This window comes from Acinetobacter sp. V104_13 (assembly GCF_031798995.1).
Taxonomy (GTDB): domain Bacteria; phylum Pseudomonadota; class Gammaproteobacteria; order Pseudomonadales; family Moraxellaceae; genus Acinetobacter; species Acinetobacter pittii.
In genome coordinates, this window is sequence record NZ_JAVQNP010000012.1 from 1 (window position 1) to 18,940 (window position 18,940).

At 38.5% G+C, this 18,940-nt stretch carries 16 protein-coding genes and 1 tRNA gene; 10 read left to right on the forward strand and 7 right to left on the reverse strand.

Going from position 1 to position 18,940, the window contains the following annotated elements:
• Position 1: 1 nt before the first annotated feature.
• Positions 2 to 77, forward strand: a tRNA-Val gene (locus tag RMB06_RS02755).
• Positions 78 to 450: 373 nt separating this feature from the next.
• Here the strand turns inward: RMB06_RS02755 and RMB06_RS02760 are convergent.
• The 4 genes from RMB06_RS02760 to yccS all read right to left on the reverse strand — a co-directional run bounded on the left by RMB06_RS02760 (position 451) and on the right by yccS (position 6,945).
• Positions 451 to 1,236, reverse strand: coding sequence for a YdcF family protein (locus tag RMB06_RS02760; RefSeq protein ID WP_311078190.1), 786 nt, complete (start codon positions 1,234 to 1,236; stop codon positions 451 to 453).
• 114 nt (positions 1,237 to 1,350) lie between these two features.
• On the reverse strand, positions 1,351 to 3,939 hold the full coding sequence (locus RMB06_RS02765) for a sulfite reductase flavoprotein subunit alpha (RefSeq protein ID WP_311078192.1): 2,589 nt from the start codon (positions 3,937 to 3,939) through the stop codon (positions 1,351 to 1,353).
• Between the two features lie 155 nt (positions 3,940 to 4,094).
• Positions 4,095 to 4,670: an SdpI family protein gene (locus RMB06_RS02770; RefSeq protein WP_014207549.1), complete on the reverse strand. Its 576-nt coding sequence runs from the start codon at positions 4,668 to 4,670 to the stop codon at positions 4,095 to 4,097.
• Positions 4,671 to 4,770: 100 nt separating this feature from the next.
• Positions 4,771 to 6,945, reverse strand: coding sequence for a YccS family putative transporter (gene yccS, locus RMB06_RS02775; RefSeq protein ID WP_017400237.1), 2,175 nt, complete (start codon positions 6,943 to 6,945; stop codon positions 4,771 to 4,773).
• A 127-nt stretch (positions 6,946 to 7,072) separates the two neighbouring features.
• On the opposite strand from yccS, the gene RMB06_RS02780 reads away from it, so the two are divergent.
• On the forward strand, positions 7,073 to 8,287 hold the full coding sequence (locus RMB06_RS02780) for a multidrug effflux MFS transporter (RefSeq protein WP_014207547.1): 1,215 nt from the start codon (positions 7,073 to 7,075) through the stop codon (positions 8,285 to 8,287).
• Positions 8,288 to 8,312: 25 nt separating this feature from the next.
• On the opposite strand, the gene RMB06_RS02785 is transcribed toward RMB06_RS02780, so the two are convergent.
• Positions 8,313 to 9,020 (reverse strand): nitroreductase, encoded by a 708-nt coding sequence (locus RMB06_RS02785; protein ID WP_199984811.1) that lies wholly within the window; start codon positions 9,018 to 9,020, stop codon positions 8,313 to 8,315.
• Between the two features lie 510 nt (positions 9,021 to 9,530).
• Here RMB06_RS02785 and RMB06_RS02790 point away from each other — a divergent pair.
• The 6 genes from RMB06_RS02790 to sbmA all read left to right on the forward strand — a co-directional run bounded on the left by RMB06_RS02790 (position 9,531) and on the right by sbmA (position 15,652).
• The gene (locus tag RMB06_RS02790) at positions 9,531 to 9,734 is read left to right on the forward strand and encodes a hypothetical protein (RefSeq protein ID WP_086399865.1); all 204 of its coding nucleotides are present in this window, start codon (positions 9,531 to 9,533) and stop codon (positions 9,732 to 9,734) included.
• A 183-nt stretch (positions 9,735 to 9,917) separates the two neighbouring features.
• A complete protein-coding gene (locus RMB06_RS02795; RefSeq protein ID WP_014207545.1) occupies positions 9,918 to 10,058 on the forward strand; it encodes a hypothetical protein in 141 nt (46 codons plus the stop codon).
• 99 nt (positions 10,059 to 10,157) lie between these two features.
• Complete coding sequence (locus RMB06_RS02800) at positions 10,158 to 11,633, forward strand: sodium:alanine symporter family protein (RefSeq protein ID WP_033850752.1); 1,476 nt, start codon at positions 10,158 to 10,160, stop codon at positions 11,631 to 11,633.
• Positions 11,634 to 11,803: 170 nt separating this feature from the next.
• On the forward strand, positions 11,804 to 12,778 hold the full coding sequence (locus tag RMB06_RS02805; protein WP_005804673.1) for a patatin-like phospholipase family protein: 975 nt from the start codon (positions 11,804 to 11,806) through the stop codon (positions 12,776 to 12,778).
• A 203-nt stretch (positions 12,779 to 12,981) separates the two neighbouring features.
• Positions 12,982 to 14,217, forward strand: coding sequence for a threonine ammonia-lyase (locus RMB06_RS02810; RefSeq protein WP_311078199.1), 1,236 nt, complete (start codon positions 12,982 to 12,984; stop codon positions 14,215 to 14,217).
• A gap of 238 nt (positions 14,218 to 14,455) precedes the next feature.
• The gene (gene sbmA, locus RMB06_RS02815) at positions 14,456 to 15,652 is read left to right on the forward strand and encodes a peptide antibiotic transporter SbmA (RefSeq protein ID WP_063099543.1); all 1,197 of its coding nucleotides are present in this window, start codon (positions 14,456 to 14,458) and stop codon (positions 15,650 to 15,652) included.
• A 40-nt stretch (positions 15,653 to 15,692) separates the two neighbouring features.
• Here the strand turns inward: sbmA and RMB06_RS02820 are convergent, their stop codons facing one another.
• Complete coding sequence (locus tag RMB06_RS02820) at positions 15,693 to 16,442, reverse strand: DUF4850 domain-containing protein (RefSeq protein WP_311078203.1); 750 nt, start codon at positions 16,440 to 16,442, stop codon at positions 15,693 to 15,695.
• A gap of 124 nt (positions 16,443 to 16,566) precedes the next feature.
• Here RMB06_RS02820 and RMB06_RS02825 point away from each other — a divergent pair, with 124 nt between their 5' ends.
• Entirely contained in the window at positions 16,567 to 17,634 is a 1,068-nt protein-coding gene (locus RMB06_RS02825) for a DUF1176 domain-containing protein (RefSeq protein ID WP_311078205.1), read from the forward strand.
• An 83-nt stretch (positions 17,635 to 17,717) separates the two neighbouring features.
• Positions 17,718 to 18,236, forward strand: a complete 519-nt coding sequence (locus RMB06_RS02830; protein ID WP_311078207.1) for a hypothetical protein — start codon at positions 17,718 to 17,720, stop codon at positions 18,234 to 18,236.
• Between the two features lie 77 nt (positions 18,237 to 18,313).
• Here RMB06_RS02830 and RMB06_RS02835 read toward each other — a convergent pair whose 3' ends face one another.
• Positions 18,314 to 18,892: a DJ-1/PfpI family protein gene (locus tag RMB06_RS02835; protein ID WP_311078209.1), complete on the reverse strand. Its 579-nt coding sequence runs from the start codon at positions 18,890 to 18,892 to the stop codon at positions 18,314 to 18,316.
• Positions 18,893 to 18,940: the final 48 nt, after the last annotated feature.

Here is an 18,940-nt window from a genome sequence, read left to right on the forward strand (position 1 = left end):
AGGGCGCTTAGCTCAGTTGGTAGAGCGTCTGCCTTACAAGCAGAATGTCGGCGGTTCGATCCCGTCAGCGCCCACCATAATTTCTATCAGAAATTTAAAATCCCCTAAATTCATATTTATCTATAAATATCCTATACTTACATGTAAATTTATTTACTATGTGGTTCGGTGTAGATACAACTTTTCTATTCTAAAAATAAAGACCTTATATCTTTAATTTATTCTTTTTACTGATCGCTATTTTTTTAGTTTTTAACATTAGTATTTCTTCATGCTTTTGATGAGATTCCTCAAGCTCATTAAATTGCGTTACTAGTGGTTAAAGATAAGCATCTAGCCTGTAATTTACTAGTTCTAGCTAATATCAACTTTGTATTTGTACCGATCACTAATATTTTCACAAAAAAACTGCTATTTTTTTAAATAGCAGTTTTTTTATTAAATTATTTTTTAATATTCGTTTAAAATCCATCCACTTGCATATGCGAAATATTCCCGTAACCATGCATTGTAGCGAGTAGCTAATGGTGTCTCGGCCGCTATCCCATAAACTTGGGTATAGCCCTGTTTTTTTGCAATTGCTATTGCTCGAGGAATATGAAAATCACTTGTCACAATAGCGATTGGCTGGTCTAAGGTAATGTGGTGCTGTTCTAATAAGGGTTTACTATTTTTTAAGTTAAGCTCTGTGCTGGTGCTTTTATCTTCAAGGATCATTTGATCTCTTGCGATATGATACTTTTGTTCAAGATAACGAGACATAACCAATGCTTCGCTTTCTTTTTCTGAAAAATCAAGACCACCTGTTAGAACAATCTGTGCTTGCTGCTGTTTTAGGGCTAGAGGGGCGGCCGTATCTAAACGTTTTGCAAGAATTGTGGATGGCTGACCATTCTCAACACCGCTTCCTAAGACAATAATTGCTTTTACTGGAGGAATATTATTTGAAGTATCTTTATTTTCTTTAATAAAGCTAAAAAAATAGCCTAAGCCAATTAACCATATCCAGAAGCATAACCATCCAAAACGCCAAAGTGTGTGTAAGCGATAGTGATAGAAGAAAAAGCGTTCTAAATGATAATAAAATAAGGAATATAGGCAGAAGAAAGCACCTAAAATTAAAGGAATAACGGTACCTACATTAATTTTATTGAGACAAATTAGAACTAATCCATCTAGAAATAAAATCGAACCAATGATTGCTAGGAAAATACGGATCCACTTACTGACTTGCATTGTGCTTAGAGTTGCAATTTAAATTGCAGACAGTGTATGCAAAATCATTCTGAATGCAATAAAAAACCGAGTAAAGCATTTAAGCTATTACTCGGTTTTTGTTTTTATTGATCTTTAATAAACATCACGGCGGTAACGGCCTTGTTGTCTTAAATCATCTACCTGTTCTTCACCTAGAATTTCGATAAGTGCTTGATCGACTCCACTTGCCATACCATCAATACTACCGCATACATACAGAACAGCACCCCGTTCTACCCAGCTTACTAATTCTGCTGCATTCTGACGGATTACATCTTGAACATACATGCGTTGTTCTTGATCTCTCGAAAATGCTAAATCGAGGCGTTTTAACATTCCTGTGGTTTTCCATGCCTCAATAGTTGATTCATAGAAGAAATCACATGCTCTTTGACGTTCACCAAAGATTAACCAGTTTTCAGTGTAATCATGACGTGTACGGGTGTGTAATAGGCTCATTAAGCCAGCAATACCTGTTCCGTTACCAATGCAAATAATAGGGCGGTTATCATCAATAAGATGGAATGATTCATTGGTACGAATACGCAAAGCAATTTCATTATTAACTTGTGTATGTTGAGTCAGCCAACCTGACCCTAAACCTAAATTACCAGACGCATCAAATTGTTGGCGTACAACCAAACGAAGGACTTGCTGAGAAGGAATACTCGCAATCGAATACTCTCGCGTTGGTAGAGTAGGGAGCTGCTCTAATAAATGATCCAGATTGGCAAATGGTTCAATTTCTCCCGTTAAATCTTTGTTCCAAAGAGCTTTTTCAATTGAAATCTGTAATGAATCAACTTTTGAATTTTTAAGAATATGATGCTTTTGCAAAAAAGCGTGAATACGTTCAGGACTATTACCAGGCTGGATTTCGGCAATATCACCCGCTTGCCATATCGCTTCATGATTTGCTTTAAGTTCAATATTATAAGCAGGCTGACCTAAGCTATTTGGATTGAGTAAATCACGTTGCTGCAATGTCCAACTATCAAATACTTTTTCCAGATTTACAGCATGTAAATCTAATTTGGTTGCTTTAGTGAGAGATTGATTCCAATTTTGAATATCCGATGGGTTTGCATTATCAACTTCAATTGTATTGAAGAGAGCATGGGCACCATTTGCTTTAAGCCAAGCATCTACTGCATGGCCGAAACTACAGTAAGTGTCTGGATATTCTTTAGAGCCCAGCGCTAGAACAGCATAGTTGATGTGCTTAAGATCCACATTCAATTTTAAAAGTTTTTTAGCAAAGCTTGTAGCAAGATCAGGAGCATCACCAGTACCGTAAGTACTGATCACGAATAAGACCTGTTGATGTTGCTCTAAATCAGTTTGTGTTAGCTGCTGTACAGGTTTTACCTGAACAGGTTGATGAGCCTCCTGTAAACTTGTTGCCGTGCTCCAAGCGAGTTGTTCAGCTACGCCGGTTTGAGTTGCATAAGTAATAAGCCAAGGCTTTGCATTTGGATCAATGTATTGTCCTGCTAAAGACTGACGAGCCGCCTGTGTTAATTTTTTCTGTTTACGGCGTTTAAGATACAGCATCCACCCAGTAACCAAGAACAAAGGCATTGCTAGAGAAGCAAGCATTGCAACGAATTGATAAATTGGTCCAAAGAAGCTACCGCGGTGTACGGGTAACATGCTGCTCATAATCTTTTGATTAAGCTTTTTGTCTTCGTAAAGCTCCATCTTTTCGATGTTGCCAGTTTGATAATTATAGATGGCTTGGTTACGTGCCCGTTCGTGTTGTGGGGTAGCATCGACAAAGCTTAACTCAATTTTTCCATCATCTTTTTTCGGTAAGCTTAATGTTAGAGTCGAATAATCACGTCCAACCTGACTATTGAAGCCACTCCATGTTTGATTAAGTGCTGTAATGAGTTGAGTATTATCTAATTGAGGCTCTGATTTTTTATCATTATTACGGTCAGATTGTTTACCTTGCTGTATTCCACGATTTTGATTTTGAGGAGTAGCGCCATGATCTTGTCGTTTAGGCTGTTCAACTCCCATCACTTTGAACATGCCACTACGCCACCAATCATAAGACCAATATAGTCCTGTACATGCGAAAAGAAGATAAAAAACAATGACCCATGTGCCGACAACAGCATGTAGATCCCAAATAAAATTCCGGCCTTTGAGTTTCGGTTTAACAGCAAGCCATTGACGAGCAGAGTGCTTTTTAGGCCAACGTAAATATAACCCACTGAGTACGAAGTAAATTAGCATGAGTGCGCAGGCACCAGTAATTTGTTTACCAACTTCACCTGCTGTTAAATTACGATGAATTTGTTGTATGAGTAACAATAACTTTCGACCTTTAACATCTGGAAGAACCTCAGCGTTATAAGGGTTCACCATCATATTGTAGCCACGGCGTTCACCTTCTTTTTCAATGTTTACAATAGAAGAAGAGGTGGGGTCCTTGGCAATCGTAATGCTATTAATTTTGATTTCAGGTTGGGTTGTATTGAAATGCTGGTAAAGCTGAGCAGGAGTTAATTTTGGAGTGTTTTCAGCTTGAACAACATAACTATCAGAATTCACCCATTTTAAAATTTGTTGGTCATAAGAATAAATTGCCCCTGTAACACCCATAATGGATAAGATGAGGCCAGCAGTAATACCCAGAAACCAATGAATTTGAAATAAAATTTTTTTAAACATGGTCGAAAATGTAAATATGATGGAGATCTTGTAACGAAGTATAGCCGAAGATTGGGGAGATAATATGGATTTTGGAGATAATATTAATTTTCATTATCATTTATTTTTAGCTTAATAAAAAACCTCCCTAAGGAGGCTTTTTATAAAATCTAGAATTACAAGGTTTTTGGTTCGCCTACAGATTCTTTTAAGTGTGTGCGAATTGTGTTGAACGAGAAGTTTTTCGAATCCATGCGCTTAGGTAGGATATAAGCACCTTGTTGTTCTTGGCCTTTTGGATCTTTTACTTTGAAATTGACCAAAATAAAATCAGGTGTATTGTACCATTCGTAGATATTTTTCCATCCAATAGTACCTACGCCTTCTTGTAAGCCCATTTGTTGACGCATCACAATACCATGAGGCTGCACACCTAAACGAATACCTTTGATTTCCTGTACCGGAAATTCATTCATTTTGCGTTTAACGTACCACTCTAATCCGTATTTACGACCTAGGTAGTAAAGTACTACAGCAACAATAGCAACCCAGCAAAAAACAGTAGAGTAGTTCTTAATAAAAATAAGACCTAATATAGCTAGGGCTAAAATGACACCCATAATTGCCCAAATTTTTGTGCTGATTTTATTGGTGCTGCGCCAGATAAGAAGCTGTGCATTACGTTGTTCAGCTTCTGACACATCATAGGGAACAGGCTGAAGCGTATAAGCGTATAAAGTTTTCGCGGTCATAGTGCAAATAACAAATTGTAAACTGTTTTAAGTTTAGCATTAATTGGCATAAGTCAGGAAAGGATATTATGCCAATTTCATACTAATTTCCGACTCAAATTTATAACGATGCAAGCTCGCTGGCATCATTATCAAGATCATGACTTAGGCGTTGTTTTAGCATACTAAAACGGTTCAATACACCAAGCATGAGTGATAGCTGCTGTAAAATGATGAGTGATTTCTGGTCCTCTTCATTATTTTGACTCAAACGTTGACGTATCGTCTGAAGCATATTTTGTGCTGTAAGATCAGGCATCTCATCTCTTAATAAAGCCCCCTGAATATCATCCAGTGCTTGATCTAAGAGTTTAAGAACAGCTTGATCTTGAATGCTTTCTCGATGTGCTCCAAGTGCTGCGATATAACTTAAAAATGTATGGTTTAAACATAAAAATTCAAAGATATCCGACTTACGGGTAGGGTCAAAGTCTGGCTCTGTTGCTAAAGTTGAAATAAGTGAAGCAACCTCGGCATCTGTATTATGAGCAGCACGTCTTACAATACGGTAATTCAGCGCATGATTGCGACCTTCATGATATTGTTTAACAACTTCAGCTAAATAATTGCATTGAGCTTGTAATGAACGTCTGATGTTGCGAGGTAAGCGTCGGAATTTCCAGTCAGGCCAAATAAATGTCACTCCAAACCAAGCTAGAGCACATCCAATTAAAGTATCTACAAATCGCGGAATAGCAGCAGCCATTGCCGAGCCATCTAGATTAAAGTTAATTAATGCCAAAATTGTAATAAAAGCGGTTGCTTGAGCATATTGCTTACTGCGTAACTCAAAAAACAATACCCCGCTTAGGATTAACATTAATAGTTGTCCTTCGACAGAAGGTACGAGAAATACAATGGTAAGACCAACAATAATTCCGACTAATGTTCCGACAATTCGTAAGCGTAAGCGACGTTTGGTTGCGTTGAAGTTAGGTTGGCTTACAAATAGGGCTGTAAGCATAATCCAATAGCCGTACTCGATATTGGTCATTTGAATCAGCACATACCCAATAAAAAGAACAATTGAGACGCGAATTGCATGGCGGAAAAGTACAGATTCAGGAGTTAGATTTTGCTTTATTCGGATGACAATATCGTTCCATCCTTGTAAATCATCATCTTTAAGCTGGTTCTCTGCTTGTTTAACTTTATCAGACTGAATGTGTTGTTCCGTTTCTAAGTTGAGTAACTGAGAGTCGATAGATTTTAAATTTTGGTATAAAGCGAAGAGAGCATTTACCCATAACAGATCATAATGCTGATCACGTCTTAGTTTCTCTAAAGATAGTCTTAAGTTCTCAAAACTCTGCTTGAAGCGTTTGTTATGGTTATAAGGTTTGCGTTGTAAAATACATTCGTTTAACTCTTGGCAAGCTTTGCCTTGAACCGCCAAAATTCGTTGAAATCTAAATAAAATATCACTGTGCTGAAAAATTTTGGCTAACTTTTGATAGTCGATATGGGCTGAGTCAGCACGCTCATGAATGTCTTGAGCGACAAAATAATAATGTAAGCTTCGGCGTGTATCTTTTTGCCCACGGTCACCTTTTAAACGAGTCAATAAAGCTGTTTTTAAGTCGTTAAAAATCGTAATTAACTTACCATTTTCTAATGACAGCTCAATCATACTTTGCTGATAGCTGGCAGGAGTCATATCTACATCAAATAAATTTGATTTTGCAAATAGAAAATCACCTAGAGATGCATAAGACGCTGCGAGTTTATCTTGAAGTTGGCGAACCGGAAATAGTAAAAAGCTAATAGTAGCAATGAGGCCATACCAAGCAGCACCTGCAACTAAAAGAGCAGGTTGAATATACCAGTGATCGAAAAGGTGAACACCCAACATGGTATAGACCGAAACAACCAAACAGCCATAAGAAATAGTGGCGTAACGACGTCCTAATGAACCTAGTAAAATCCAGCCAATACATGAAGCAATCAACCCTAAAGCAAAAGCCATTGGGTAGGGGAAAAGTAGTTGTACCGAAGCTGCGGTAACGAAGAACCCAATATAAGTATAAATTAGGTTCATGATTCGCACGGAAAAGCGATCATCAATATCACTCAAACCTGCTGCGACTACACCTAAAGTGAGTGGAATAGTTGCTAATTGATAGCCTAAAAAATAAGGCACGAAAGCAGTTCCTGAAAAGGCTATCAGCATTCGCACGTTATACATAAATGTTGTGTTATAAGTCGCTCTTTTTAGGCGTTTAAACCAAGATTTCAAATGAAGTCCTTGCTGATCAACCTGAGTGATAAAGGATTTGTGTATTTCTACACCAATGTTGCACAAATCATACGATAGACAGTGTAAGCTTGTCTGTATGCAAATGAGTGAAAAATGAAATATCGTTATGTCTGAACAAACAGCCCAGCGTCAATACTCTATTGGCTGGATTATGTTGCTCGCTTTACTTACGGCTTTAGGGCCGTTATCCATTGATATGTACTTACCTGCGTTACCACAAATGGCCCATGATTTTGGGGTAAGTACGCAAATGGTGGCAAATACACTACCAGCATATTTTTTTGGTTTAGCCATTGGGCAGTTGGTTTATGGTCCTTTAAGCGATCGTATCGGTAGAAAGAAACCACTTTACTTTGGCCTCGCGCTTTATGCAGTCGCAAGCTTATTTTGTGTAATGGCTACTAATGAATGGAGCTTGATTGCGGCCCGTATTTTACAAGCTTTAGGTGGTTGTGTTGGCGTAGTCATGGCTCGTGCGGCAATACGCGATAAATTGGACGTTCAAGGCTCGGCACAAGCTTTCTCAAGCATGATGATTGTCATGGGACTTGCACCAATTTTGGCTCCTATGATCGGAGCATGGATTTTAATTTGGTTTCCGTGGCAGGCTATTTTTATTGCGCTTTCAATTGTGGGTGCGCTGTGTTGGCTGTGCGTACATTTCTTTTTTAAAGAAACTTTGGCAAATGATAAAAGGCTTAAGCTATCGCTCTATCAAGTGGTGACTTTATATGGAGCTATTTTCAAAGATGCGAGTTTCCGCTTACCTATGTTTGCAGGTTGTTTAACAGGGGCTGCATTGTTTTGCTATATCAGCTCAGCACCTGCCGTGTTTATGGATCAGTACGGACTTAATCAGCAAGAGTTTGCTTACGTGTTTGGACTAAATGCTTTTGGCATTATGTTGATGTCTTCTTTAAACAAGCATTTAACAACACGTGTTGAAATTACCAAACGCTTAAAATCGGGTTCCCTTGTGCAAGTGACTGGAGCCATCATTGTATTTATTGCTGGTTTAATCCCTGCAGCGCCTTTATGGCTTGTTATGGTAGGGTTATTTTTAGCTATTTCGGGTATTGGTTTAACAGGCCCAAATGCTATGGCGTTAGCAATGTCCAAACAAGGTGCTCGCGCTGGGACAGCAAGTGCAATTATGGGAAGTATGCAATTCGCTTGTGGCCTTTTAGGTGGCGTGCTTCTTAACTTCCTGATTTGGTCCGCATCGCTCAATATGGGCGTAATGATGGTGTTATTTACACTAAGTGGTTTTATTGTCGTATTGAAAGCGACACAACAGGTCAAAACCAAGCCATTCTCATAGCTTTTAGAGAATGGCCACTTATAGCTTATTCGTCTAGAAAAACTGTGAAATTTTCAACAGGTTCTCTAGGCGTAATAAAGGTATTTACAATGTGGTTAGGATCGGCATGACCTAATGCAATTGCACATACCAGTTCTTCGTCATCTGATGCACCTACTATATCTAAAACAATAGGGTGAAAATGATTCCAAGCTGCTTGTGGGCATGTATCTAAGCCACGTGCCTTGGCAGCGACCATCACGTTTTGGATCATCATTGCGATATCCATTTTAGAACCGATTCCCATCGTTTTATTTACGGTAAAGAAAAGGCCGACTGGTGCATCAAACAATTTAAAATTACGTAGCTGCTGTTCAGCCATTTTTTCTTTTTCGCCCTTTTTGATTTCGAGTAAACCGTAGAGTCCCCAACCATTCTCGCGGCGGCGGTCAATAAAAGGGGATATCCATTTTTCAGGGTAATAGGCAAAAGTTTCTTTATATCGTTCTGCAAGTTCAGGATTTTTTGAAACTTCAATTTGTGCAGCACAGACACGTTCAACCATTTCATCACGTTTTTTACCTGTGACCACATAGACTTTCCATGGTTGAGTGTTTGTTCCAGAAGGTGCTCGACTTGCGACTCGTAATATATCTTTAATGACTTCTGACTCAATTGGAGTATTTAAAAAAGCGCGGACAGAATGTCGAGAAGTGATAGCTTCATCAACGAGACGAACTTGTTCCAGATTCATGCGTACTCCTATATCTTTTCTTAAATACTTAATACTTTTTTGAAGTTTAATTTGATGTTTTGAAAGTACTTCATTTATAAGCAAAAAATATTAGAAAAGGGATATCCTTAAAGATATGATGATGTGTTTAGTTTGGATATAATGTCTAATTAAATCTAATGTGAATATGCCACTTTAGATCTAAATAGACAAAAAAGTATGATGTTTTTGACTATAAAAATAAATTTATAGCATCAGTTGGATTAAAAATCACTCAATTGAAAAAAAGGTATAATATGTTTAAAAACAGTACAAAACAGATGATTTTGGATAAAAAATAATCAGAAATAACATAAATTTTTAATCAAAAACATACACAAAATTTTAAATTTCTGCATAATACCGACTTTTTTACGCAGGTATGATTTCTCCATACTCATGTTAGGAAAGAAATGGCTGCATACAAAATCCCTTTACAAAAAGGATTTGAATGTAGAAATGGAGAAATACACGAGGAATAAGGAGCTTTACATGAGTTTACCGCTCATCAACAAGCAGTTCATGAAACAAGGATTGGCGATTACCATTGCAACCATGAAAATGAACGTAACTCACGCAACTACTGAGCCACAAGAAATACAACAGCTTGGTACAGATCTAAATGCACTCTTCTCCACTCAGCGGGAAAAGGGCGCAGATAGCCGCGTTATGGCGATGGCTCGTTACAGTCTTTGAAATTCATATCCATTTTAGACATTCGCTCTCAAGTATATGTAAATATGCTTATTGGCTTAAATCCAGATTTTTATAACTCGATTAATTGATGGGAATCATTAAACGAGCTGATTTAGCGGTGGTCATTTGTTAGTTTCCAAGTTTGTAGCCGAGTCGATGCATTCTGTTCACCCAAATGGGAATATGTTCAGTGGTGCGATGAATTCATTTTATCTGAAGGGTGCTTTCTCTCATGCGACCTTCAAAGGCTTAGTGCTGGGCATTATGTTGCTTAAACTTGTGACGTTAATTGCTATTCAAGTGACATTAAAAGTTTTTCCTTAAATGTACTGAAGAAGTCCCTATTTTGAGGGGCTTTTTTGTTTATTGCAGTATTTTGGCTTGTGCTATTAGCACATTAGCAAGAACGTAAGCGGACCGAGTATGAATGAACAACTCAATGCCACACTGATGTCGTGGGTACAATTTTTTAATGATCCTTTATGGGATTTTCTGGTTATTTTCTTGCTGGCTGTCGGTATTTTTTATACAGTCTTAACAGGGGCAGTGCAGATCCGCATGTTCTTGCAAAGTATCCGTGTCATGAAAAGCAGCCGTACAGAAGGCGAAGATGAGCATGGACTTACACCTTTCCAAGCTTTTGTAACGGGTCTTGCGAGCCGTGTTGGGGTGGGTAACATTGCAGGTGTGGCAATTGCGATCGCAATTGGTGGCCCTGGTGCTGTGTTCTGGATGTGGGTAACTGCTGTACTTGGTATGAGCTCTGCTTTTATTGAGTCTACACTTGCTCAGCTCTTTAAAGTTAGAGATAACAAGACTAAACAGTTCCGCGGTGGACCAGCTTACTACATTACCCAAGGTTTACGCAGTAAAACCTTTGGTGTGGTTTTCGCACTAGCACTCATTTTTACCTACGGTTTCGTATTCAACTCAGTCCAAATTAATGCGATTGCTAATGCTTCTTCACATGCTTGGGGTTGGGACAAAGCTAATCTTATTGCTCATTTAGGTGGTGTTGATCTAGAAATTTCATGGGTTGGCCTTGCGCTTGTCGTGATGGTTGCATTGGCAATTTTTGGTGGTATTAAACGTATCGCTAAATTTGCAGAGATGTTTGTACCTTTAAAAGCTGGTCTTTACCTATCTGTTGCTCTTTATATTGCAATTAGTAACTATGCAATTTTGCCTGATATTTTAAAGCTGATTGTGACTGAAGCTTTCCACTTCAATGCTGCGGCAGGTGGTTTCTTCGGTGCGGCAGTGTCAATGGCAATGATGCAAGGTATTAAACGTGGTTTGTTCTCAAACGAAGCAGGTATGGGTTCTGCGCCAAACGCAGCTGCTGCATCTGATGTAAAACATCCTGTAAACCAAGGTTTAGTACAGATGCTTGGTGTATTCGTAGATACGTTCATTGTATGTACAAGTACTGCAATCATCATCTTAGTTTCTGGCGTTTACCAAGACGCAGGTTTTGTTGGTGTTGAATTAACACAACGTGCCTTAGAAACTCAAGTTGGACATTGGGGATCTGATTTCCTAGCGGTTCTATTATTCTTATTCTGCTATTCAGCTGTATTAGGTAACTATGCTTATGCAGAAGGTAATGTACAGTTTATTAATAACAACCCGAAAGTCATGTTCATCTTCCGTATTTTCGTATTGGTGATGGTGTACTTCGGTGCAATCGGTAGTGTTCCGCTCGTTTGGTCTATGGCTGACTTGTTTATGGGTATCATGGCAACCATTAACTTGATTGCAATTTTACTATTAACGCCGATGGCACGTACTTTGTTAAAAGATTACCGCGAGCAATTAAAACGAGGCATTAAAGAGCCTGAGTTTAAAATTGACAAGTATCCGGAATTGAAGAAAAAAGTTGATTCAGATATCTGGTAAGTTTCAAAAGGCCTCTTATACATAAGGGGCCTTTTTCATATAGGCGATAAATAAAATACTTGAGTCTAAATTTTAAACATGACAAATTAAATAAATTCACTACAGCTTTTCACGAAAGTAGCAACTAAAATTGCAATCCGAACTTAATCCTCATAGTACGAAGATGGGCCATGAAACAGCTTAAATTGTGGGTTCTCGGACTCTCTATGGTGTTGGCGGGATGCCAGACCACCACACACTTGTCTGCTGCTCTAAAACCGCAAACGACAGAAGCTTATGCTCGTCCTGTCGATCAACCTTTTGCAAGAATTAAAAAAATGCAAAAACGTCCTGTTGTTGCGCTTGTATTGGGTAGTGGTGGGGCACGAGGCTATGCTCATATAGGGGTGATTGAAGTTTTAGAACAACATGGTATTCGCCCGGATTTTATTGTGGGTACGAGTGCGGGTAGTATTGTTGGGGCAATTTATGCCAGTGGTAAAACACCTGCTGAACTGCGTGATACTGCTTTAAAAATGAAAGCTGGCGATGTCCGTGACATTAGTATCGGTTTAAAAGGTTTTTTTGATGGTAAAAAAGTAGAGAACTACGTTAACCAGCAAGTAAATAACATGCCACTCGAAAAAATGAAGATTCCAATGTATGTGGTGGCAACTGAACTAAAGCATGGCACTAAGACCGTATTTAACTACGGCAATACCGGTCAAGCCGTAAGAGCCTCTGCTTCGATTCCGAGTATGTTTGTGCCGACTAAAATTGGTAAATCTGAATATGTAGATGGTGGGTTGGTGAGTCCTGTCCCAGTTGAAGTGGCTCGTGATTTAGGGGCTGATGTCATTATTGCAGTTGATATTTTAGCTCAGCCTATTTACACAGAAACATCGAATGTATGGGGACTGTTTAACCAGAATATTAATATCATGCAAGGGCGTTTGGCAGCAGAAGAGTTACAATATGCAGATGTTGTTATTCAGCCAGATTTAAGAGAAAAAGCGCATATTTTTGATGTCAAAGGCCGTGAAGCTACTATGAAATCTGGTATAGATGCAGCTAATGCCAAGCTTTCTGATATTCAGTTTGCTATTGATGAAAAAATAGCTGAACAAAATATGTCTACGGAAGGCTTGAGTGCTCAAAGCCAATAAATAAACGTTAATATTCTGAAAATTATAAAAAAAGCCCACATAGGGCTTTTTTTATGGAAGTCTAAATCTTCAATTTTTGGAATAAAATTTTTTGTATATTAGAGACATGTTGGATATGCTGAAAACTCTAATGGTTAATATGAAATATTGTTGCCGTTTTTTAAAAATAATTGATTTGTAGTGTATTGAGGCTGACTAGATAAATGATACAGCAACAGGTTAAAAATGGCTTTCCAACATTAGATGATGTTCATGCTGCCGCAGAGCGTTTGGAAGGTTTAGTTGTAAAAACTCCCTTTGTTTTCTCAGAAACCATTTCTAAAACCTTAGGGGCTGAGATGTGGTTGAAATTTGAAAACTTACAATTTACAGCTTCATTTAAAGAGCGGGGTGCTCTAAATAAACTGTTGTGTTTATCTGAGCAAGAAAAGCAACATGGTGTTATTGCAGCCTCGGCAGGCAACCACGCCCAAGGTGTAGCCTACCATGCTCAGCGGACAGGTGTGACCGCGACCATTGTGATGCCGAAATCGACACCAAACGTTAAGGTACAACGAGTACGTGAGTATGGTGCACGCGTTATTTTGCATGGGCAGGACTTTTCGGAAGCTGCTGCTGAAATGCACCGTGTTGCACAAGAAGAATCTTTAACGATTATCCACCCATTTGATGATGCTGAAATTATTGCAGGTCAAGGCACCATTGCACTTGAAATGCTCGCGGCTGTGCCTGATCTGGATATTCTAGTTGTGCCAATTGGTGGTGGTGGTTTAATTTCTGGTATTGCAATTGCTGCTAAGGCGATCAATCCAAAAATTAAAATTATTGGGGTGCAATCAGTTGTATACCCAAGTATGGCAAAACTACTTTGTAATTATCAACATGCCGTTTCAATGGGCTCTACTGTTGCTGAGGGTATTGCGGTAAAAACTCCAGGTGAGCTTACGACCCAAGTTGCTAATGAATATGTTGATGACATTGTCGTTGTCACTGAGGACATGATTGAAGAAGCGATTGCACTATTACTTAATATTGAAAAAACAGTATGTGAAGGAGCAGGAGCGACAGGTGTTGCTGCAATTATGTCGCGTCCTGATCTGTTTTTAGGTCATAAATTGGGCGTGGTGCTGTCGGGTGGCAATATTGATACACGTGTTATGGTCTCTGTGTTGCAACGTCATTTAACTCGAACAGGCCGTATGGTGCGCATACGTGTTGAATTACCGGACAATCCAGGTGCCTTAGCTCGTTTAACAGCCATTATTGCTGAGCAGGGCGGTAATATTTATGAGCTGCGTCATGAACGCTTTGCGGCAACAAGCCGTGCCAAAGAAAGCGCTGTGAGCGTTGATGTCGAATTAAAGAGTGCCTCAGACCTAGATTTGCTCATTCAAGCAATGCAATTAGAAGGCTATATTGTTCGTAAAGAAGAGATTTAATCTCTGATATCACTGTGTTATAAAAGCTGTATATGGCTCTATTGAGAGTCATATACAAGGTAATTTAAATGGATTAAATTGCCAAAAAAGGGATTAATTTACAAAAAAACGATCAAATCCTTCAATGAAACAGGAAAAACTGACAATTCTCTAAACTTTACCCTTCACAATTTTAAGGTTTAGGTTTTAGTATTCCTTTCATTGTAAATTTGAAGAAATATAGGGATATCCACGCTCAATGTTCAAATCATTTTTTCCATCACCAAGGTATTTCTTTATATCTGCGGTCATTTGGATCGCGCTCAATATGGTGCTCTGGTATACAGGTGGAGATCACTGGGGAGAGTATTTAGGCTTTCCGCAGGGTTATGCAGAGGCTGAATTGCCTATTGGTGTAAGCCGTTTTTGGTCGCCTGCTTTTTTATGGTTCTATCTTTGGTTTTTAATCTCTACTGCGCTTTTTGCTGGCTTTTGGAAAATTATTTCTAATAATCCATGGCAGCGTTGGTCAGTCTGGGGCTCTGCATTTATTTTGTTCAATATTTGGTTTGCTGTTCAGGCTAGCGTTGCGATTAATGCATGGTATGTACCATTTTGGGATTTAATCCAAAAAATGCTTTCGAGTGGAGGAGGAGATCTCTCAGCACTATATAGTGAGACAATGGTCTTTCTTTATATTGCTATGGTTGCGGTGACTCTTGCTGTGATTAATGCCTTTTTTACAAGCCATTATGTATTCCGCTGGCGTACAGCAATGAATGAATACTACACAGAGCATTGGGAAAAACTACGTCATGTTGAAGGTGCTTCGCAACGTGTGCAAGAAGACACTATGCGCTTTGCAACAATTTTGGAAGATTTAGGGGTAGAGTTAGTAAAAGCGGTTATTACATTGATTGCCTTTTTACCTATTCTATTTCAACTGTCTAAACATGTTCCCGTTTTACCAATTGTTGGTGAGTTAAATCACTCTTTAGTATGGGCCGCAATAGTGTGGTCAATTTTCGGTACAGTTCTATTAATGGTAGTAGGGATTAAGTTGCCAGGTTTGCAATTTAACAATCAGAAAGTAGAAGCGGCTTATCGTAAAGAATTAGTTTATGGTGAAGACCATGCTGATCGTGCAAAACCTGCTACCTTGCGTGAGTTATTTAGTAATGTACGTAAAAATTATTTCAGACTTTACTTCCATTATGCCTATTTTAATATGACAGCTATTTGGTATGGCCAACTTGATGTTTTATATAATTTGGTTGTTCTTTTCCCATCAATTGCTGCTGGTAAACTCACATTAGGTTTAATTCAACAAATTGCAAATGTATTTGGGCGTGTACGGGAATCCTTCCAATATTTAATTAGTTCATGGAAAACAATTATTGAACTGCTTTCAATTTATAAACGTTTAAAAGCTTTTGAGTCGATACTACACAAATAAAATATAAACCCGCGAAAGCGGGTTTTTTATAAGTATTGGATTAGTGCGTTGTATTATAAAAATTAAGGATAGGGCCAACTAAAGACTGCTGCGATTTATCTAAGGTGATTTGAATTTCTTTATAGTTAAAAGTGTCTTCATCATAATATTTAGCAATACCATGCGTTTTATTGTTCACTTGTGGAATTTGATAACTAAAAAAAGCCACTTTCTTAGAAGGGTGAACAATATTGATGAGTTTTTTAGGGTCTTTATAGCCACCGAATTCATTTTCAAGACTTTCTTTTAATAACTCTGGGAAATAGAGCGTTGCATTTGGTAGTCCGCAGCCAACACAAAATGAAGAATCATAGAGTTCTATTGCTTGTTTTTGATCTGCACTCATTATTAGAGCAAAACCAGTCCCATTAGCGCCTGCATTTGCTTGCACATCTTGCCAATTTCTTGGAACGAGCACTAAGCCTGTTTCAGGTAATGCAAGAAGCTTGAGTTGTTTTGCATGTTGAGTATCGAGTTTAAAATTAAAATGGCAGCTTTTAGGTGTACAGGTTTCAAAGTCTTTAAGTAAACCATTCTCTGTTGGGCTTTGTGCTGTAACACCATAAAACGGGACTGTAACGCCGTTTAAAAACTTTGCCTCTCCTAGAGCGTAGAATTGATTATCTGCTTTGCGGGTTGCAGCAGAGCTATAAAATTTTGGGAAATGGGGAGTAAAGCTTTTTACTTCTGCATAAGCAGTTGAAGTTAGACTGATCAATGCTGTGCTTAATAAAAAATTTAATTTTTTCATTTTTAGAAAGTAATCAATTTAAATCTTATATAAATCTAACATATTCTTTTAAACTATAAGGCAATTCAAAATTGAAAACAGTTTTTAACTTCATAATAAAACAGACCAGCAGAGACATGAAAAAATGAAAAAAATCCTTTCAATTTGCTGTTTATCAGTCATCAGTTCTTATGGTTTTGCTCAAATCATAAAAGGTATTTCATTTTCACACCAAGAATGGGAAATCTCGTGTAGCAATACGGGTACATGTAAAGCCGCAGGCTATCAAAGTGAAGAAAATGGCGATAATCCGGCATCGCTTTTATTGGTACGCAAAGCAGGGCCAAAACAACCTGTACAAGCTGAATTTGCTTTATCAGACTATGAACAAAGCATGCCAATAAATCAGCTTAAAAATATTCATTTTTATATAAATGGCAAAGATTTAGGCGCGGTGACTGTAGAGGGTACTGAGTTACCACTTATGGGTAAACTGAACAGCTCGCAAGTCAATGCTGTACTACAGCAGTCCAAACAGAAGACTGAAATTTTATTTAAAAATGCGCAGCATGAATGGAAGATTTCTGATGCTGGAATGACCGCTGTGTTATTAAAAATGGATGATTTTCAGAAGCGTATCGGAACTGTTGGTGCTTTGGTTAAAAAGGGCAGCGCCAATGAAACCAAAGTGCTTATGCCTGAGCCAAAACTACTTGTTAAACGTATTAAGACTTCAAACAAACCTTATTTAACTTTACAGCCTAAAAGTAAACAGTACCAAGCAATACACCGTAGTTTGATGGCTGCTAAACCGAATCCGAAAGAAGATGGCTTTTGTGAAGGCGTTTATGGCGGTAATAGCGATGGAGCTGAACCACAGAAAATTGAGCTATATAAACTAACCAATAAGAAAGTTCTGGCGACTACGTTGTGCTGGAGAGGTGCCTATAACGAAGGATATGGTGCTTGGGTGTTAGATGAGTCTTTAAATGGTAAGGCAACATTTGTGTCTGATTCCGCTTCAGATTTTGATAGCGGTATTATCAGTAGTGCTCAAAAGGGAAGAGGCATTGGAGACTGCTGGGCAAGTGAAGAATGGGTGTGGGATGGTAAGAGTTTTGTACATACTAAGGATATGTGGACGGGTATGTGTAAAGGCTTGGCAGCAGGTGGGGTGTGGGAACTTGATCGAATAGAGTCTGTGGTGAAATAGGTATTTTGCGGTTACAGAGTCATAACAGGTAACTTTAGTGACTCTGTGATAAAAAGAACAGATTGTTTATTGGAGCCAGACCTATGTCACATCATCTTTACGCTATTGTTCGCCGTAAGTTTTCACACCTGAGCCGTTCAATATGTGTGGCTGCTGCTGTATTGGGGACTACTCAAATTACGATGGCTGGTACAACAGTTGATCAGCTCAGTGACTGTCTGGTTAAGGCTACAACGGCTTCAGACAAAACTACTGTACTTCAATGGACATTTACAGCTTTAGCGGCTCATCCAGATTTAAAAGCATTTAGTAATGTAACGCCTGAGCAAAAAGATCAGTTAGATCAAAAACTGGCTCAGGTTTTACAGCGTGTGATTGTTGAGCAATGTTCTGTTCAGACCAAAGCTGTAATTCAGGCTGAAGGTGTGAAGGCAGTTGGGGAGGCTTTCCAGCAGTTAGGCCAAAGTGCGGGTGAAGATATTGTTAAAGACCCAGCCGTTAAACAGCAGTTGCAGGGCACATTACGCTATATCGATTTAAATAAATTGGTTACAACGTTTTTAACACCAGAAATTTGGAATAAATTAGGAATTACAAGATAAAAATCTAGTTTCCTATTTTAGTAATAAAGCCTGCTATCTAAATGCAGGCTTTATTGTATTTGGGATGAAGAGTCTTATTAGATACTAATCTTAGCGCCTAAAACTTTCACAAATTGTGCTAACCAAGCTGGATGTGCAGGCCAAGCTGGTGCTGTCACTAAATGTCCATCTGTAACTGCTTCAGTCACAGCAATATCTGCGTATTGTCCACCTGCCAATTTTACTTCGGCCGCACATGCTGGATAAGCCGAGCAGAGGCGGTCTTTTAACACATCTGCCGCAGCGAGTAACTGAGCACCGTGGCATACAGCTGCAATTGGTTTTTTCACTCTATCAAACTCACGTACAATTTCGATAACACGTTCATTCATGCGTAAATACTCTGGTGCACGGCCACCAGGAATCACTAGACCTCCATAGTCTTCGGTATTAATGGCATCAAAATCATAATTAATGGCAAAGTTGTGGCCACGTTTTTCACTATAAGTTTGTTCGCCTTCAAAATCATGAATAGCCGTCGCAATATGATCACCGTTCTTTTTATTTGGGCAAACAGCATGCACGGTATAGCCTAAACCTGTTAAGAACTGAAAAGGAACCATAGTTTCATAGTCTTCGGCATAGTCACCGACCAACATTAGAATCTTTTTAGACATGATTTATCTCTCTTTTTAAAATGTAATTTATCTAAATTCTTAATTTAA

Bases quoted from the DNA above. Each gene is read 5' to 3' on its own strand.
- RMB06_RS02760 (WP_311078190.1), bottom strand. From the start codon at position 1,236: ATGCAAGTCAGTAAGTGGATCCGTATTTTCCTAGCAATCATTGGTTCG.
- RMB06_RS02780 (WP_014207547.1), top strand. From the start codon at position 7,073: ATGTCTGAACAAACAGCCCAGCGTCAATACTCTATTGGCTGGATTATG.
- RMB06_RS02795 (WP_014207545.1), top strand. From the start codon at position 9,918: ATGTTCAGTGGTGCGATGAATTCATTTTATCTGAAGGGTGCTTTCTCT.
- RMB06_RS02810 (WP_311078199.1), top strand. From the start codon at position 12,982: ATGATACAGCAACAGGTTAAAAATGGCTTTCCAACATTAGATGATGTT.
- RMB06_RS02805 (WP_005804673.1), top strand. From the start codon at position 11,804: ATGAAACAGCTTAAATTGTGGGTTCTCGGACTCTCTATGGTGTTGGCG.
- RMB06_RS02820 (WP_311078203.1), bottom strand. From the start codon at position 16,442: ATGAAAAAATTAAATTTTTTATTAAGCACAGCATTGATCAGTCTAACT.
- RMB06_RS02785 (WP_199984811.1), bottom strand. From the start codon at position 9,020: ATGAATCTGGAACAAGTTCGTCTCGTTGATGAAGCTATCACTTCTCGA.
- RMB06_RS02790 (WP_086399865.1), top strand. From the start codon at position 9,531: ATGAGTTTACCGCTCATCAACAAGCAGTTCATGAAACAAGGATTGGCG.
- RMB06_RS02825 (WP_311078205.1), top strand. From the start codon at position 16,567: ATGAAAAAAATCCTTTCAATTTGCTGTTTATCAGTCATCAGTTCTTAT.
- RMB06_RS02835 (WP_311078209.1), bottom strand. From the start codon at position 18,892: ATGTCTAAAAAGATTCTAATGTTGGTCGGTGACTATGCCGAAGACTAT.
- sbmA (WP_063099543.1), top strand. From the start codon at position 14,456: ATGTTCAAATCATTTTTTCCATCACCAAGGTATTTCTTTATATCTGCG.
- RMB06_RS02770 (WP_014207549.1), bottom strand. From the start codon at position 4,670: ATGACCGCGAAAACTTTATACGCTTATACGCTTCAGCCTGTTCCCTAT.
- RMB06_RS02765 (WP_311078192.1), bottom strand. From the start codon at position 3,939: ATGTTTAAAAAAATTTTATTTCAAATTCATTGGTTTCTGGGTATTACT.
- RMB06_RS02800 (WP_033850752.1), top strand. From the start codon at position 10,158: ATGAATGAACAACTCAATGCCACACTGATGTCGTGGGTACAATTTTTT.
- RMB06_RS02830 (WP_311078207.1), top strand. From the start codon at position 17,718: ATGTCACATCATCTTTACGCTATTGTTCGCCGTAAGTTTTCACACCTG.